The organism is Shimia sp. W99, assembly GCF_053851455.3.
In genome coordinates this window covers 1,772,428-1,786,374 of sequence record NZ_JBSQBU020000001.1, presented here as the reverse complement: position 1 = coordinate 1,786,374, position 13,947 = coordinate 1,772,428, and the positions used below count along the sequence as shown (strand labels likewise).

Genomic DNA, 13,947 nt, shown 5'->3' with positions numbered 1-13,947 from the left:
CCGGTTAGTCGAAGATCCCGGCGACCCGGCCCAGCAGCATGAAGGCGCGGGCGGTGCGGGTGTCGGCCAGTGCGGCGATCTCGCTATCCGAGGCGGTTTCCTCGAACTCGATAAAGCTCTTGTCGAAGCGGCGCAGAAAATGGTGTGCCGCGTCGCGGAAGATCGGGTCCTGTTTCATACGCCCCGCAGCCAGCGCCAGCGATGAGCGGTCCCGGATGCCGCCAAGCGCGGCGATGGCGCGGCCCCGTTCCCCGGCGGCAAAGCGGCGCCAGATTTCCGGGCGTGCCAGATCCGGGCGCAGATCGTCCATGTAGATTCCGTCCTGACTGAGCAGGGTGAGCACATCCTGGCTGGCCTGGATCAGCGCTGCCGACTGGCGGTCGCGCAGGGCCTTGCGCAGGGCGGCAAAGCCTTCCTTGTCATCGGCGGTTTCCGGGAAGTTCAGCGCGGTGATGAAGTCGTTGCGCGGCAAGGGCGGGGAAAGCTCTTCGGCGGGCGTGCCCAGGGCCAGAAGACCCTGATCTGCGCCATCGTCGGACGGGGGGGCCGGCTCGGGTGCCTTGCGAATTCCGGTATCGCGGTCGCGCGTGGTCGAGAAGGTGGCCAGCGCGGTTTCGGTTTTGCGGGTGGCGGCGGCAATCTCGTCGAGTTTCTTGGCGACAGAGGGTTCCAGCCCGCCCTGTGGGCGCGCGCCCTGGGTCTGGGCCACGTAGGTGCGGCGCATGGCGTCAATCGCGGCCTGCAGACGTGTGCTTTCTTCGCGCATCACGCGGGAGGAGCGCGCCGCAGTGGCGGCAACCCAGATCATCGCCACAGGCATGAAGATTGCCAGCAGCGTCATCATGAAGCGCAGGCTGTCCACGTCACCGCTGGTGTCCGGCTTCAGGACAAGAAAGAACATCACGGTGCCAGCCAGCCAGACAAAGCTCAAGCCGACGGCAACAACCTCGATACCCGTGACCTTGGGCTGCTCGGGTTTGTCGTAGATGCCCAGCGGGGTGGGCTTGCTGTCGCTCTCGTCTGCCATCTGGTTCAAAAGACCTTGACCAAAACCGTGTTACACAAAGGCGATAGAGAGCACCTCGTAGCTCTTTTCGCCACCGGGCGTGCGCACTTCGACGCTGTCGCCTTCTTCCTTGCCGATCAACGCCCGCGCAATGGGCGATTTGATGTTCAAAAGACCTTTTTCGACATTGGCCTCGTGTTCGCCCACGATTTGCCAGGTCTTTTCTTCGTCGGTATCTTCGTCCACGAGGGTTACGGTCGCGCCGAACTTGATCGCCCCGGACAGGGTTGTGGGGTCGATCACCTCGGCCAGACCGATCACGCCTTCGAGTTCCTTGATGCGGCCTTCGATGAAACCCTGCTTTTCGCGGGCGGAGTGGTATTCCGCGTTCTCTTTCAGGTCGCCAAGCTCGCGAGCAGAGGCGATGGCCTCGATGATCGCGGGGCGCTCAACTGACTTGAGATGCTTCAATTCTGCCTCGAGCGCCGCATAGCCGGCGCGGGTCATTGGTAGCTTTTCCATGGGTTCGGTCCCGTTGGTCCTTGGCCCCCGTTCAGGTCACGCGGGCGGGTCGTCGTTTGTGTCTTGGGGGCAGAGTGCCCCGAGCGCTCTTCCAAAAGCAAGAGACAGCCCGCATTGCAAGCGCAAATATGTCAAAAGCCGATGCAAAAAAGCGATTTGTCGCCAAATATCGTAGGGTTCCGATTGACGTTTTGTTCCAGAACGGGCTAGCAGGTGCGAAAGAAAATTACGCAAGCGATGCGAGGAGGATTCCCATGTCGGAAATCGAACGCGAAGCCATGGAATATGATGTTGTCATCGTCGGTGCCGGGCCTGCCGGTCTGTCGGCGGCGATCCGGCTCAAGCAACTGGACGCGGACCTGAACGTCGTTGTGCTGGAGAAGGGCTCGGAAGTGGGCGCGCATATCCTGTCGGGCGCCGTGCTGGACCCCTGCGGGCTGGATGCTCTGATCCCGGACTGGAAGGAGAAGGGCGCGCCGCTCAATACCCCGGTCAAGGAAGACAAGTTCTACATGCTGGGCGAAGCGGGCGAAATCCGCATCCCCAACTTCCCGATGCCGCCACTGATGAACAACCACGGCAACTATATCGTGTCGATGGGCAATGTCTGCCGCTGGATGGCAGAGCAGGCCGAAGAAATGGGCGTGGAAATTTTCCCCGGCATGGCCTGTTCCGAGCTGGTCTACGGCGACAATGGCGAAGTGAAGGGCGTTGTCGCGGGCGTGTTCGGGCTTGAGGAAGACGGCTCCTATGGGCCGAACACCGAACCGGGCATGGAGCTGCATGGCAAATACGTGTTCCTGTCCGAAGGCGTGCGCGGGTCGCTGGCGAAAGAAGTGATCGCGAAATACGACCTGCAGGCCGGGAAAGAGCCGCAGAAATTCGGCGTCGGAATGAAAGAGATCTGGGAGATTGACCCGGCCAAGCACAAGGAAGGGTCCGTGACCCACACGATGGGCTGGCCGCTGAACTCGAACGCGGGTGGCGGATCGTTCATCTATCACTTGGAAAACAATCAGGTTTATGTCGGTTTCGTGGTTCACCTGAACTACAAGAACCCGCACCTTTTCCCGTACATGGAATTCCAGCGGTTCAAGCACCACCCGATGGTGGCCGACCTTCTGGAAGGCGGCAAGCGCGTGGCTTATGGCGCGCGGGCGATCACCGAGGGCGGCTATCAGTCGATGCCCAAGATGGTGGCACCGGGTGTTGCGCTGTTGGGTTGTTCGGTGGGCATGGTCAACGTGCCGCGCATCAAGGGCAACCACAACGCGATGCTGTCGGGCAAGGCCGCCGCGGAAGCCGCCTTTGACGCGATCAAGGCAGAGCGCTCGGGTGACGAGCTGACCTCTTACGAGGAAGAAGTGCGCAACGGTGCGATTGGCAAGGACCTCAAGAAGGTGCGCAACGTCAAGCCGATGTGGTCCAAGTGGGGCATGTTGCCGAGCCTGGCGCTGGGCGGGCTGGACATGTGGACCAACACGCTGGGCTTTTCGTTCTTCGGGACGCTGGGCCATGGCAAGAACGACGCCGAGTCCACCGAAAGTGCGGACAAGCACAAACCGATCGACTATCCCAAACCCGATGGCAAGCTGTCGTTTGACCGCCTGACCAACGTGTCTTTTGCGATGACGAACCACGAGGAAAGCCAGCCCTGCCACCTGCGGCTTGGCGATGACAGCATTCCGCTCAAGGTCAACCTGCCGAAATACGCGGAACCGGCGCAGCGCTACTGCCCGGCCGGGGTTTACGAAGTGGTCGAGGAAGAGGGCAAGGACGCGCGCTTTGTCATCAACTTCCAGAACTGCGTGCACTGCAAGACCTGCGACATCAAGGACCCGAGCCAGAACATCACCTGGGTCACGCCGCAGGGTGGGGACGGGCCGAACTATCCCAACATGTGATCCCGGTCACATTTCATCACTTTCATGGGGCGGTCCTTGGGCCGCCCCATTGCGTGTTGGCGGGGGGGGGACTAGGATTCCAGCAACTGTACGATCCGAGGAGCCTTGCGTGGCCAGTCATTTTATTCGTTCCGTGACCCTGTCGGCGCTTCTGGCGGCGGTCACTCTTCCGGTTCAGGCCCAGCAGCAGGACGGGTTGTCGGGGTCGTACCTCGCGGCGCGTCAGGCCAGCTATAGCGCGGATTTCGAGGCGGCCGCCCGCTACTACAGCGCAGCCCTTGCCCGCGATCCGGGCAACCCGGTGTTGTTGGAAAATGCCGTTCTGGCCTTTCTGTCGCTGGGGCAGGTGGACCGGGCCATGCCGGTGGCGCGCAAGATGGTGGCCGATGATCACAAGAGCCAGCTGGCGCATATGGTGATTGCGGCCGGGCTGGTGCGGGATGGTGAATTCACCCAATTGCTTGAGCGTCTGGGCGAAGACGGCGGCGTCGGACCCTTGGTGGACGGGCTGTTGGCGGCCTGGGCAGAGATCGGGCGCGGGGACATGTCCAAGGCGCTGGCCGCCTTTGATGACGTTTCCAAGAAGGCGGGTCTGGCCGGGTTTGCCGCCTATCACAAGGCGCTTGCGCTGGCCTCGGTCGGCGATTTCGAGGGCGCGGAAAAAATCTATGCCACGGGCGATCTGCAAGGCGCGCAGATGACGCGGCGCGGAATCATGGCCCAGTTGGAAATCCTGAGTCAGGTGGACAAGAGCGAAGAGGCGCTGGCACGGCTGGACGAGGTGTTCGGCAGCGAACTTGACCCCGACCTTCAAGAGATGCGCGACCGGCTGGCGGCGGGTGAAATGCTGCCATTTACCCATGTCACCAACGCAAGCGATGGTGTGGCCGAGGTGTTCTTTTCCCTCGCCAGCGCGCTGCAGAACGAAGCCAATGCGGATTACACGCTGCTTTATACGCGGATCGCGGAATACCTGCGCCCGGATCACACCGAAGCGCTTTTGCTGAGCGCGGAGTTGCTGGAAATGCTGGGGCAGCATGAACTGGCCACGCAGGCGTTCAAGCGGGTGCCGGCGGATCACCCGTCCTTCCATGCCGCCGAACTGGGCCGAGCCGAGGCGCTGCGGGCCTCGGGCAAGATCGAAACAGCGATCGAGGTGCTGGAACAACTGTCGCGCAGCCATGGGAACCTGCCCATCGTGCACACGGCCCTTGGCGACCTGCTGCGCCAGGAACGCGACTTTGCCGGGGCGGTGCAGGCCTATGACGCGGCGCTGGCGCAATATGACGAGACCGAGCAGCGCCAGTGGTTCATCTATTACGCACGTGGGATATCGCACGAGCGTCTGGGCAACTGGGACAAGGCCGAGTCGGATTTCCGCAAGGCGCTTGACCTGAACCCGGAGCAGCCGCAGGTGCTGAACTATCTGGGTTATTCCCTTGTGGAAAAACAGGAAAAGCTCGATGAGGCGCTGGACATGATCGAGCGCGCGGTCGCGGCGCGACCCGACAGCGGCTATATCGTGGATTCGCTGGGCTGGGTGCTTTTCCGGCTGGGGCGCTATGAAGAAGCGGTTGATCATATGGAACGCGCGACCGAGCTGATGCCGGTGGACCCGGTGGTGAATGACCATCTGGGCGATGTCTACTGGGCCGTGGGGCGCCACCTTGAGGCCGAGTTCCAATGGCGCCGGGCGCTGAGCTTCGTCGATGACGAAACCGCGGAAGAAGCCAAGCCGGACCGCATCCGCCGCAAGCTTGAAGTGGGTCTGGATGCGGTGCTCGAAGAAGAGGGGGCGCCGCCCCTGACGGTGGCCAATGACGGTTGAGGCCTTTGCCCCGGCCAAGATCAACCTGACCCTGCATGTGACCGGCCAGCGTGCGGATGGCTATCATTTGCTGGACTCTCTGGTGATGTTTGCCGATGTCGGGGATCGGATCACGGTTGAGAAGGCAGTTGAGACCTCGCTGACGGTGACCGGGCCGATGTCCGCCGGTGTTCCAGGCGATGCAAGCAATCTCGTTTACAAGGCCGCCGCCGCGCTTGGGGTGCCTGCCCGGATCAGGCTGGAAAAGCACCTGCCCAATGCGGCGGGAATCGGGGGCGGCTCGTCTGATGCCGCGGCCACGCTGCGCGCGCTCACGGCATTGAGCGGTCAGAGCCTGTCAGGTGGCGTGGTGTTGAAACTCGGCGCGGATGTACCAGTTTGCCTCACGGCGGGGGCTGCGCGTATGTCCGGCATCGGGGACGAGGTTTCTGCGTTGCCCGGGCTGCCCGGCCTGCCGGCAGTTCTGGTCAATCCCGGCGTCTCGGTCGCGACGCCGGTCGTGTTTCGCGCGCTTGCCTGCAAGAGCAACCCGTCCATGCCCGCCACGCTGCCCGAGTTTGAAACAGCAGGGGCGTTGATCGACTGGCTCGCGACCCAGCGCAATGATCTCGAAGCGCCGGCAATCCTTGGCGCACCGGTCATCGAGGACGTGCTTGAGGCGTTGCGCAGCCAGGGCCAGACCCGGCTGGCACGCATGTCAGGGTCAGGGGCGACCTGTTTTGCGCTTTGTGAGACGCGGGCGGATGCCCAGCACCTCGTGGCAAATATCCACGCGGCACATCCCGACTGGTGGGCCGTCGCAACGACCCTGACCTGATCTTTCTTTTTCCAAAAATACCCCGGGGGAGTCGCAGCTTGCTGCGGCGGGGGCAGCGCCCCGATCCGTCAGTTGAGCCGCGCGACCACGTAATCGGCGATATCGCTGAGCAACCCGCGGATCTGGTGGTCGGGCAGGGTGGCGATGGCCGCCTTGGCCTTTTCCGCCCAGCCGAGCGCATCCTGACGCGTGGCGTCCAGCGTGCCGTATTTGCCCATCAGCGCCAGCGCATGCTCAAGATCGCCGTCTTCCTGGCGGCCCTTTTCGATGGTGCGCACCCAGAAGGCGCGTTCCTGTTGGGTGGCCTGTGCCACCGCCTTGATCACCGGCAGGGTCAGCTTGCGTTCGCGGAAATCGTCTCCGACGTTTTTGCCCGTGGCCGAGGTGTCGCCCTGGTAATCCAGCAGGTCGTCGGCGATCTGGAAGGCAATGCCAAGCGCATCGCCATAGTCAAAAAGCGCCTGCACATGGGCCGGGTCCGCGCCGGCGATCACCCCGCCGACCTCGGTCGCCGCCGAGAACAGCGCGGCTGTCTTGCCGCGCACCACCTGCAGGTAGATGCTTTCATCGGTACGCAGATCGGTAGCGGCGGTGAGTTGCAGCACTTCGCCCTCGGCAATCGTCGCCGAGGCATTCGACAGGATGCGCAGCACGTCTATCGAACCGGTCTCGGTCATCAACTGGAAGCTGCGGGAAAACAGGTAGTCACCCACCAGCACCGAGGACTTGTTGTCCCAGAGAAGGTTGGCGGTGGGGCGGCCGCGCCGTTGGGCGCTTTCGTCCACAACATCGTCATGCAGGAGCGTGGCGGTGTGGATGAATTCGACCGTGGCGGCGAGGTGTACATGGTAGGGTCCGTCGTAGCCGCAGAGCCGCGCCGCGGCCAACGTCAGCATGGGCCGCAGACGCTTGCCGCCCGCGCCGACAAGGTGTGCCGTGACCTCGGGAATGCGCGGGGCGTGCTCAGAGGCCATGCGCTCTTGGATCAGTGCATTCACGGCGTCCATTTCGTCGCGGAGCAACGCTGCGAGGGCCTCGTGTGGTTTGCTTGCGGCTGTGTCGAGACTCATGGTCAAGTTCCTGTCACAGGGGTCGACATTTGCCCGTCCCTGTCCTTACATCCCCGGTATGAAAGAGCTTCTGCGCAGCAACGATCCGACCATCATCGCCTTTGCCTCGGCCCTGCTTCGGGGAGAGGGTATAGACTGCTTTGAAATGGACGTAAATATGAGCATTCTCGAAGGGTCCATCGGAGTTTTCCCGCGACGGTTGATGGTGCGCACCGACGACCTTGAGGCGGCCGAAGTGGTCATGAAAGACAACGACATCGCTTTGGGGCGGCCCGGGTGAGCGTGGCGGTCACGGAAAACGGGTATCTCGGGGGCAAGTTGCGGTTGCGCCAACCTGCGCGAGGCTATCGAGCGGGAGTCGACCCGGTGCTTCTGGCGGCATCTGTTCCGGCGGTGCCCGGCCAGCGGGTGCTGGAGCTGGGCTGTGGGATCGGGACTGCGCTTTTCTGTCTTGGCACGCGCGTGGGGGGGCTGGAACTGACTGGGCTGGAGGTGCAGGCCGAGTATGCGGCGCTGGCCGAAGGTAATGCGGTGTCGAACGGGATTTCGGCCCGGATCATCGTCGGAGACCTTGCGCGGATGCCGGATGCGCTGAAACAGGCGCAGTTTGATCATGTGATTGCCAACCCGCCCTATTTCGACCGCGCCGCCAGCACGGCGGCCCGCGACCCCGGGCGCGAGGTGGCGATGGGTGAGGACACGCCCTTGGCGGCCTGGGTCGATGCGACGGCGCGCCGTCTGGCGCCAAAGGGATACGCGAGCTTCATCCACCGGGCCGAGCGGCTACCGGATCTTCTTGGGGCGGTTCAGGGGCGGTTAGGATCGGTGCAGGTGCTGCCGTTGCAATCCCGGCAGGGGCGCGATGCGGGACTGATCCTGTTGCGGGCGCGCAAGGGGGGCAGGGCGGCATTTCGCCTGCATGCGCCCGTGCTGATGCACGAGGGCACACGCCACGAACAGGATGGCGAAAGCTATACTCCGTTGCTGCGCGCGGTGCTGCGCGAGGGGGCGGAACTGACCTTTCCCGAGTGATTCGCTTGGGGTGTCAGTCGCGGGGCGTGCGACAGCCATGTGAACACCGCCGCAAAGATCGGCAATATTTCTCTCCTGTTACAATTTCGAGGCATTGGGCACGTGACAGGGCGTCGGAATTGTGCTGCAGTGATCGTGTTGTCGAAATATGAGAGGAGATTGACGATGAGCGTAAGTGCGCACCTGGAAGAACTGAAACGCAAGCACGAAGCCCTCTCGGACCAAGTTGAACAGGAACAGCGATCGCCCGGTTCCAGCGATTTCGAAATCGCGGAGCTGAAAAAGCAAAAACTGAAACTCAAGGAAGAGATCGCACGCCTTTCGGCGTGATTATCCCCTCAGGCTGGCGCGCGCGGCAAGAATCGCACCGCCGGTAATCAGAACGGTCGCAGCAGCCAACATCCAGCTTGGCTCTGCGACGCCTACCCCCACAAGCACCAATGTCGACAATAGCGGGGCCGCATAGGATGCGGTGCCCAAGAGCTGAATGTCGCCCCGCTTGACCCCCACATCCCAGACATAAAAGGCCAGCCCCACCGGGCCGAGGCCAAGGGCGATGGCTGCGCCCCAGGCCAGCGGGGTTTGTGGCCAGATGGTCTCTTCGAGAGCGATGTGCATGAGGGCGGAGAGAAGCGCGGTGGCGACGCAGAACACCGCGACGGTGGCCGTGGGCGCATCGCCAAGACGGCGTGACAGGACCGAGTAACCCGACCATGTGAGTGCACAGGCCATTGCAAGGAGGTAGCCGGGCAGAGCGGCGAGATCGAAGCCCGCACCGCCGCCCCCGATGATCAGGGCCGCACCCGCAAAACCGCAGAGCGCGCCAATGAGATGCCCGCGCCGCAGGGCTTCGCCGGGCAGCAGGCCCGAGAAAAGCACGATGAGCAGGGGCCAGAGATAGGCGATCAGGCCCGCTTCGGCGGCGGGGGCGAGGCGCAGGGCGCTGAAATAGAGGGCGTGATAACCAAAGAGGCCCAGCGTGCCAAAGGCGTAAACTTTCCAGCTGATGCGGCGCAGTTGGGCGAAACCACCGGTGCGCGCTACCCAGATCAGGCCGATGGTCCCACCGATGGTGAAGCAGATGGTATTGAGCAACAGGGGCGGCGTGGGCGCGGTGCCGACGGTAAAGAGCGCGAGCAGCGCCCAGAGCAGCACAGCGACAAAGCCGATCAGGGTGGCGCGGGAGCGGGTCATACGGGGGGCACCTCTTCGACGGGGATGATTTCGAGCGTTTCATGCACGGCAGCGGTTTTTTCGATCTCGGCCAGCATCCAGGCGCGGAAGGCGGCGATCTGGGGGCGGGTTTCCGCGCCCTTGCGGCAGAGAAATCGGAAATGTGCCTTGGTTTCAAGCGCACGTTTGTAGGGGGCAACGAGGCGACCTTCGTGGATGTCCTTGACCACCATGGCGCGCCGCCCGAGCACAATTCCAGCCCCGGCCAGCGCGGCATCGACCGCGTGGTCGGCCTGCGAAAAATGCGGGCCGTGAGTTGGGGTAAAGTCCATGCCCACCGCGCGGAACCATGTAGGCCAGTCACAGGGTGGGTCGAGAAAATCGATCGAATCATCGAACATCAGCGGCGCATGGCGCAGACTTTCTGGGGTGGGGAATTGCGCGGCCAGCTCGGGTGTCATGACCGGGGTGATCCATTCATTGCGCAGCGGCATCGAGAACAGGCCCGGATCGGGGCCATAGCCGAAGCGGATTGCCACGTCGACTTCATCCCGGTCGAAATCCATGATGCGCAGCGTGGCCGAAAAGCGCAGGTCCACTTCGGGATGGGCGCGGGCGAACTCGTAGAGTCGGGGTGCGAGCCATTTGGCGGTAAATGCTGGTCCGGCGGTGACGTTGAGCGTGTTGGTGTCCTGAAGCCTTCGCGCGGCGCGCCACGCGGCTGTCAGGCTCTGAAAGCCCTCGGAGGTGCCGGGGGCAAGGGCGCGGCCGGCCTCGGTGAGTTTCACGGCACGGTTGAGACGCAGGAACAAGGGCTGGCCCAGATGTTCTTCGAGCGACTTGATCTGGAACGAAAGCGCGGCCGGGGTGACGTTCAACTCCTCCGCCGCCATGGCAAAGGACATGTGGCGGGCGGCGGCTTCAAAAGCGCGCAGGGCGGTCAGGGGGGGCAGGCGATCGGACATATCAGTTAAGTACAGTTTAACTGAAGCATTGAAAAGTCTCGTTTGTGAAGGCGGACGGTTAAATCCATATTGAGTGCAAGAAATCACATTCAGCCCCAAGGAGGCCATTATGATCGAAGTTGCATCAAACGCCCGCACCGCCCGCGCCTACCACGACGCTCATGCCGCCCGGGGACAAGCGTTTGTTTCGGTTTTCAAGTGGCTGTTTGCCCGCAAGGATGTTCCGCTGAGCCGTCAGGCCCTTACGGAACCTTCCCGCTGCGCCTGAGACACGGCACTTACGGGATGAAGAGGACCGCTTCGCGAGGGGGCGGTCCTTTTCGGTTCTGGTCGGTCGCGTGCGGTTGATTCCCCAAAAAAAAGGCCGCCCCGGATAGAGCGGCCCTTCATTCATTTCGTTCAAATCGACTTAGCCGAAGAACTGTGCACCGTTGGCCGAGATGGTCGAGCCGTTGATGAAGCTGGCGTCGTCGGAGGCGAGGAAGGTCACGCAGCGTGCGATTTCTTCGGGCTCACCAAGGCGGCCAGCGGGGATCTGCGGGATGATGTTCTTGTCCAGAACTTCCTGCGGGATCGCGCGGACCATTTCGGTGCCGATGTAGCCGGGGCAGACGGCGTTGGCAGTGATGCCGGCGCGCGCGCCTTCCTGTGCCAGCGAACGCACGATGCCGATGTCACCTGCCTTGGTGGCGGCATAGTTGACCTGGCCGGCCTGACCTTTTTGACCGTTCACCGACGAGATCACGATCACGCGGCCAAACTTGCGCTCGCGCATGCCGGGCCAGACCGGGCGCACGGTGTTGAATACGCCGGTCAGGTTCGTGTCGATGACTTTCTGCCACTGCTCGGGCTTCATCTTGTGGAAGAAACCGTCCCAGGTGATGCCGGCATTGGCGACAACGATGTCGATCGGGCCAAGATCGGCCTCAACCTGTGCGATACCGGCTTCGGAGGCTTCGTAGCTGCCCACGTCCCACTTGTAGGTCTTGATGCCGGTTTCTTCGGTGAAGGCGGCGGCGGCTTCGTCGTTGCCCGCGTAAGATGCGGCGACGTTGTAACCTTCGGCCTTCAGGGCTTTGGAAATGGCTGCGCCGATACCGCGCGATCCGCCGGTGACGAGTGCTGTTCGTGCCATGGGTGTCCTCCAATTTGGCTTTATGCGTTGGTAACTCTGTTACGCATTTAAATGCTGCTGCGCAACAAAGTTGCGCGTGTAAATTGCCGCAGGGCAGATTTTTTCGTTCTGCTGGCGGGGCGGCTTCCCGAATTCAAAAAATCAGGGGCGCGGTCCGCGCGCCCCTTTCGTTGTTTTCAGCCTGCAGGGGACGCAAATCAGGGACGCTCGAGGCACATGGCCACGCCCATGCCGCCACCGATGCAGAGAGTGGCGAGACCCTTCTTGGCGTCGCGGCGCTTCATCTCGAACAGCAGGGTGTTGAGAATACGCGCGCCCGAAGCCCCGATCGGGTGACCGATGGCGATGGCGCCGCCGTTCACGTTCACGATCGACGGATCCCAGCCCATGTCCTTGTTCACGGCGCAGGCCTGTGCGGCGAAGGCTTCGTTGGCTTCGACCAGATCCAGATCGTCCACCGACCAACCGGCCTTGTCCAGCGCTTTGCGCGATGCGTAGATCGGACCGACGCCCATGATCGACGGATCGAGACCGGCGGTGGCATAGGACGCGATGCGCGCGAGCGGTTCGATGCCGCGCTTTTCGGCTTCGTCCGCGGTCATCAGCAGGGCACCGGCAGCGCCGTCGTTCAGGCCCGAAGCGTTGGCCGCCGTAACCGAGCCGTCCTTGGTGAAGGCCGGGCGCAGTTTCTGCATGGCTTCCATGGTGGCGCCGTGACGGATGTATTCGTCAGCGTCGACCACGATGTCGCCCTTGCGGGTCTTGACGGTGAAGGGGGTGATCTCGTCAGTAAATTTGCCTGCTTTTTGAGCAGCTTCGGCCTTGTTCTGCGAGCCGACGGCGAATTCGTCCTGCTGATCGCGGCTGATCTGCCACTGTTCGGCGACGTTTTCGGCGGTCTGACCCATGTGGTAGCCGTTGAACGCATCCCACAGGCCGTCACGGATCATGGTGTCGATGTACTTCACGTCACCCATCTTGGTGCCCGCGCGCAGGTAGGCGACATGGGGGCTCAGGGTCATGTTTTCCTGGCCACCGGCGGCCACGATGGCGGCATCGCCCAGCTGGATGTGCTGTGCGGCCAGCGCAACGGCGCGCAGACCCGATCCACAGACCTGGTTGATGCCCCAGGCTGCGGCTTCCTTGGCGAAACCGGCATTGATGTGCGCCTGGCGTGCGGGGTTCTGGCCCTGACCGGCAGTCAGCACCTGACCGAGAATGGTTTCGGACACTTCCGACGGATCGACGCCAGCGCGCTCGACGAGGGCCTTCAGGACAGTGGCGCCCAGATCATGTGCCGGGGTATTGGCGAAAGAGCCGCTGAAGCTGCCGACAGCGGTCCGTGCTGCGGAAGCGATCACTACGTTGGTCATATTTGTTTCCTCTACCAAATGACTGGGCGAAGCCTGCCCCAGCGTCAGGTACGGGGGAGAGTGGCTTCGGTATCCGGAATGTCAATAACGGATTTGCCGCAATGCGGCAACGGACAGTCTGTCTCAGATAGCTGGCAAAGGACCTACTTAGCTGCGCGCCTGCCTGGCGGCGGCTTTGCGGACCCATGGGGGGGACACGGTTGGGGCGCCGAAGGCAAAGCCCTGCAACGCGTCAAAACCCAGTTCCCCCAAAACGCGGGCATCGGCGGGAGATTCCACGCGGCTGGCGATGGACATCATGTCGAACTTATGGGCAATGGCGGCAACCGCGCTGGCCAGAACCTGATTGGCGCGGTTGGTGCAGATGTCGCGGCTGAAACTGCCGTCAAGCTTGATGAAGTCAAAGTCGAAATCGCGGAATACCCGCAACGAGGTCATGCCCGCGCCATAGTCATCCAAGGCAAAGCTGACATTGCGGGCGCGCATGTCGGTCATGAAATTCTGCACGATGTCAGGCACCTGGTTGACTGAGGTTTCGGATATTTCAAGGATCAGCCGGTCGCCCAGATCGGCGTTTCCGCCCACCGCGCGGCGCAGGACATCGCCCCAGGGACCATAGCCGATCGAGCGCGCGGACATGTTGATCGACAGGCGGAGGTTCGGCTGGTCGGCGAGGGTTTCAAGCCCGAGTTCGAGGGCAAGGCAATCCAGTTGTCGCCCCAATTCGGTGGTTTCGACCGCGGACATGAAATCCTTGGCCGGGATGATGCGACCGGTGTCGTCCAGCACGCGGATCAAGCCTTCGTAAAAGGCGGGGCGGTCGGTTTCGCGGGCACTGACGATGGGTTGAAAGGCCAGCATGACCTGTTTGTGGCGGATTGCCGCCGTCACCATGTCGAGCGCGCCCTGGTCCCGCGCGGAGACGGCATATTCCAGCGCGTTTCGTTCGGCGCGCGTGGTCTTGCCCTTGCGGGGTTTGTTTTTCTTTTGACCAATCATCGTGCTACCCGTCAGGTTTGATGGAATTGCCGCCAGAATGATGCCGAAATCATGAAGGGGGGCTTAAAGGGACAATTGTCCTCAATTTATCTGCGTCGGGCATTTTCATCGGCGCACAAGGGA

The 13,947-nt window shown here is 62.6% G+C and carries 15 protein-coding genes; 7 read left to right on the top strand and 8 right to left on the bottom strand.

From position 1 onward, the window contains the following. Nucleotides 1–4: 4 nt before the first annotated feature. Nucleotides 5–1,027, bottom strand: a complete 1,023-nt coding sequence (locus ACS3QZ_RS08855) for a hypothetical protein (RefSeq protein ID WP_456037511.1) — start codon at nt 1,025–1,027, stop codon at nt 5–7. A 30-nt stretch (nt 1,028–1,057) separates the two neighbouring features. Continuing rightward, entirely contained in the window at nt 1,058–1,528 is a 471-nt protein-coding gene (greA, locus tag ACS3QZ_RS08850) for a transcription elongation factor GreA (protein WP_093090270.1), read from the bottom strand. Between the two features lie 254 nt (nt 1,529–1,782). Between greA and ACS3QZ_RS08845 the strand changes: the two genes are divergently transcribed. The 3 genes from ACS3QZ_RS08845 (at nt 1,783) to ACS3QZ_RS08835 (ending at nt 6,077) form a co-directional block, all read left to right on the top strand. Further along, the gene (locus ACS3QZ_RS08845; protein ID WP_456037510.1) at nt 1,783–3,432 is read left to right on the top strand and encodes an electron transfer flavoprotein-ubiquinone oxidoreductase; all 1,650 of its coding nucleotides are present in this window, start codon (nt 1,783–1,785) and stop codon (nt 3,430–3,432) included. 109 nt (nt 3,433–3,541) lie between these two features. Then, nucleotides 3,542–5,260, top strand: coding sequence for a tetratricopeptide repeat protein (locus tag ACS3QZ_RS08840; protein ID WP_456037509.1), 1,719 nt, complete (start codon nt 3,542–3,544; stop codon nt 5,258–5,260). After that, the gene (locus tag ACS3QZ_RS08835) at nt 5,250–6,077 is read left to right on the top strand and encodes a 4-(cytidine 5'-diphospho)-2-C-methyl-D-erythritol kinase (protein WP_456037508.1); all 828 of its coding nucleotides are present in this window, start codon (nt 5,250–5,252) and stop codon (nt 6,075–6,077) included. The genes ACS3QZ_RS08840 and ACS3QZ_RS08835 overlap by 11 nt, the downstream gene beginning before the upstream one ends. 68 nt (nt 6,078–6,145) lie before the next feature. Here ACS3QZ_RS08835 and ACS3QZ_RS08830 read toward each other — a convergent pair whose 3' ends face one another. Then, the gene (locus ACS3QZ_RS08830; RefSeq protein ID WP_456037507.1) at nt 6,146–7,147 is read right to left on the bottom strand and encodes a polyprenyl synthetase family protein; all 1,002 of its coding nucleotides are present in this window, start codon (nt 7,145–7,147) and stop codon (nt 6,146–6,148) included. A 58-nt stretch (nt 7,148–7,205) separates the two neighbouring features. On the opposite strand from ACS3QZ_RS08830, the gene ACS3QZ_RS08825 reads away from it, so the two are divergent. The 3 genes from ACS3QZ_RS08825 to ACS3QZ_RS08815 all read left to right on the top strand — a co-directional run bounded on the left by ACS3QZ_RS08825 (nt 7,206) and on the right by ACS3QZ_RS08815 (nt 8,509). Continuing rightward, nucleotides 7,206–7,427 (top strand): putative signal transducing protein, encoded by a 222-nt coding sequence (locus ACS3QZ_RS08825; protein WP_456039324.1) that lies wholly within the window; start codon nt 7,206–7,208, stop codon nt 7,425–7,427. Further along, nucleotides 7,424–8,179: a tRNA1(Val) (adenine(37)-N6)-methyltransferase gene (locus tag ACS3QZ_RS08820; protein ID WP_456037506.1), complete on the top strand. Its 756-nt coding sequence runs from the start codon at nt 7,424–7,426 to the stop codon at nt 8,177–8,179. Before ACS3QZ_RS08825 ends, ACS3QZ_RS08820 begins: the two co-directional genes overlap by 4 nt. A 165-nt stretch (nt 8,180–8,344) precedes the next feature. Continuing rightward, complete coding sequence (locus tag ACS3QZ_RS08815; protein ID WP_093090260.1) at nt 8,345–8,509, top strand: YdcH family protein; 165 nt, start codon at nt 8,345–8,347, stop codon at nt 8,507–8,509. Here ACS3QZ_RS08815 and yddG read toward each other — a convergent pair whose 3' ends face one another. Next, on the bottom strand, nt 8,510–9,373 hold the full coding sequence (yddG, locus tag ACS3QZ_RS08810; protein ID WP_456037505.1) for an aromatic amino acid exporter YddG: 864 nt from the start codon (nt 9,371–9,373) through the stop codon (nt 8,510–8,512). Next, nucleotides 9,370–10,317 (bottom strand): transcriptional regulator GcvA, encoded by a 948-nt coding sequence (locus tag ACS3QZ_RS08805; protein ID WP_456037504.1) that lies wholly within the window; start codon nt 10,315–10,317, stop codon nt 9,370–9,372. Before ACS3QZ_RS08805 ends, yddG begins: the two co-directional genes overlap by 4 nt. A gap of 109 nt (nt 10,318–10,426) precedes the next feature. Between ACS3QZ_RS08805 and ACS3QZ_RS08800 the strand changes: the two genes are divergently transcribed. Continuing rightward, a complete protein-coding gene (locus ACS3QZ_RS08800; RefSeq protein ID WP_456037503.1) occupies nt 10,427–10,585 on the top strand; it encodes a hypothetical protein in 159 nt (52 codons plus the stop codon). Between the two features lie 141 nt (nt 10,586–10,726). On the opposite strand, the gene phbB is transcribed toward ACS3QZ_RS08800, so the two are convergent. From phbB to ACS3QZ_RS08785, 3 genes are all read right to left on the bottom strand, one after another. Continuing rightward, complete coding sequence (gene phbB, locus ACS3QZ_RS08795) at nt 10,727–11,452, bottom strand: acetoacetyl-CoA reductase (protein WP_456037502.1); 726 nt, start codon at nt 11,450–11,452, stop codon at nt 10,727–10,729. Nucleotides 11,453–11,649: 197 nt separating this feature from the next. Further along, nucleotides 11,650–12,825 carry an acetyl-CoA C-acetyltransferase gene (locus ACS3QZ_RS08790; protein WP_456037501.1) on the bottom strand — a complete coding sequence of 392 codons (1,176 nt, stop codon included), beginning with the start codon at nt 12,823–12,825 and terminating at the stop codon, nt 11,650–11,652. A gap of 147 nt (nt 12,826–12,972) precedes the next feature. Beyond that, the gene (locus ACS3QZ_RS08785; protein WP_456037500.1) at nt 12,973–13,824 is read right to left on the bottom strand and encodes an EAL domain-containing protein; all 852 of its coding nucleotides are present in this window, start codon (nt 13,822–13,824) and stop codon (nt 12,973–12,975) included. Nucleotides 13,825–13,947: the final 123 nt, after the last annotated feature.

What these genes read in the sequence shown, in the direction of transcription:
- ACS3QZ_RS08855 (WP_456037511.1), bottom strand. Translation starts at nt 1,027, where the DNA reads ATGGCAGACGAGAGCGACAGCAAGCCCACCCCGCTGGGCATCTACGAC.
- greA (WP_093090270.1), bottom strand. Translation starts at nt 1,528, where the DNA reads ATGGAAAAGCTACCAATGACCCGCGCCGGCTATGCGGCGCTCGAGGCA.
- ACS3QZ_RS08845 (WP_456037510.1), top strand. Translation starts at nt 1,783, where the DNA reads ATGTCGGAAATCGAACGCGAAGCCATGGAATATGATGTTGTCATCGTC.
- ACS3QZ_RS08835 (WP_456037508.1), top strand. Translation starts at nt 5,250, where the DNA reads ATGACGGTTGAGGCCTTTGCCCCGGCCAAGATCAACCTGACCCTGCAT.
- ACS3QZ_RS08830 (WP_456037507.1), bottom strand. Translation starts at nt 7,147, where the DNA reads ATGAGTCTCGACACAGCCGCAAGCAAACCACACGAGGCCCTCGCAGCG.
- ACS3QZ_RS08825 (WP_456039324.1), top strand. Translation starts at nt 7,206, where the DNA reads ATGAAAGAGCTTCTGCGCAGCAACGATCCGACCATCATCGCCTTTGCC.
- ACS3QZ_RS08815 (WP_093090260.1), top strand. Translation starts at nt 8,345, where the DNA reads ATGAGCGTAAGTGCGCACCTGGAAGAACTGAAACGCAAGCACGAAGCC.
- yddG (WP_456037505.1), bottom strand. Translation starts at nt 9,373, where the DNA reads ATGACCCGCTCCCGCGCCACCCTGATCGGCTTTGTCGCTGTGCTGCTC.
- ACS3QZ_RS08805 (WP_456037504.1), bottom strand. Translation starts at nt 10,317, where the DNA reads ATGTCCGATCGCCTGCCCCCCCTGACCGCCCTGCGCGCTTTTGAAGCC.
- ACS3QZ_RS08800 (WP_456037503.1), top strand. Translation starts at nt 10,427, where the DNA reads ATGATCGAAGTTGCATCAAACGCCCGCACCGCCCGCGCCTACCACGAC.
- phbB (WP_456037502.1), bottom strand. Translation starts at nt 11,452, where the DNA reads ATGGCACGAACAGCACTCGTCACCGGCGGATCGCGCGGTATCGGCGCA.
- ACS3QZ_RS08790 (WP_456037501.1), bottom strand. Translation starts at nt 12,825, where the DNA reads ATGACCAACGTAGTGATCGCTTCCGCAGCACGGACCGCTGTCGGCAGC.
- ACS3QZ_RS08785 (WP_456037500.1), bottom strand. Translation starts at nt 13,824, where the DNA reads ATGATTGGTCAAAAGAAAAACAAACCCCGCAAGGGCAAGACCACGCGC.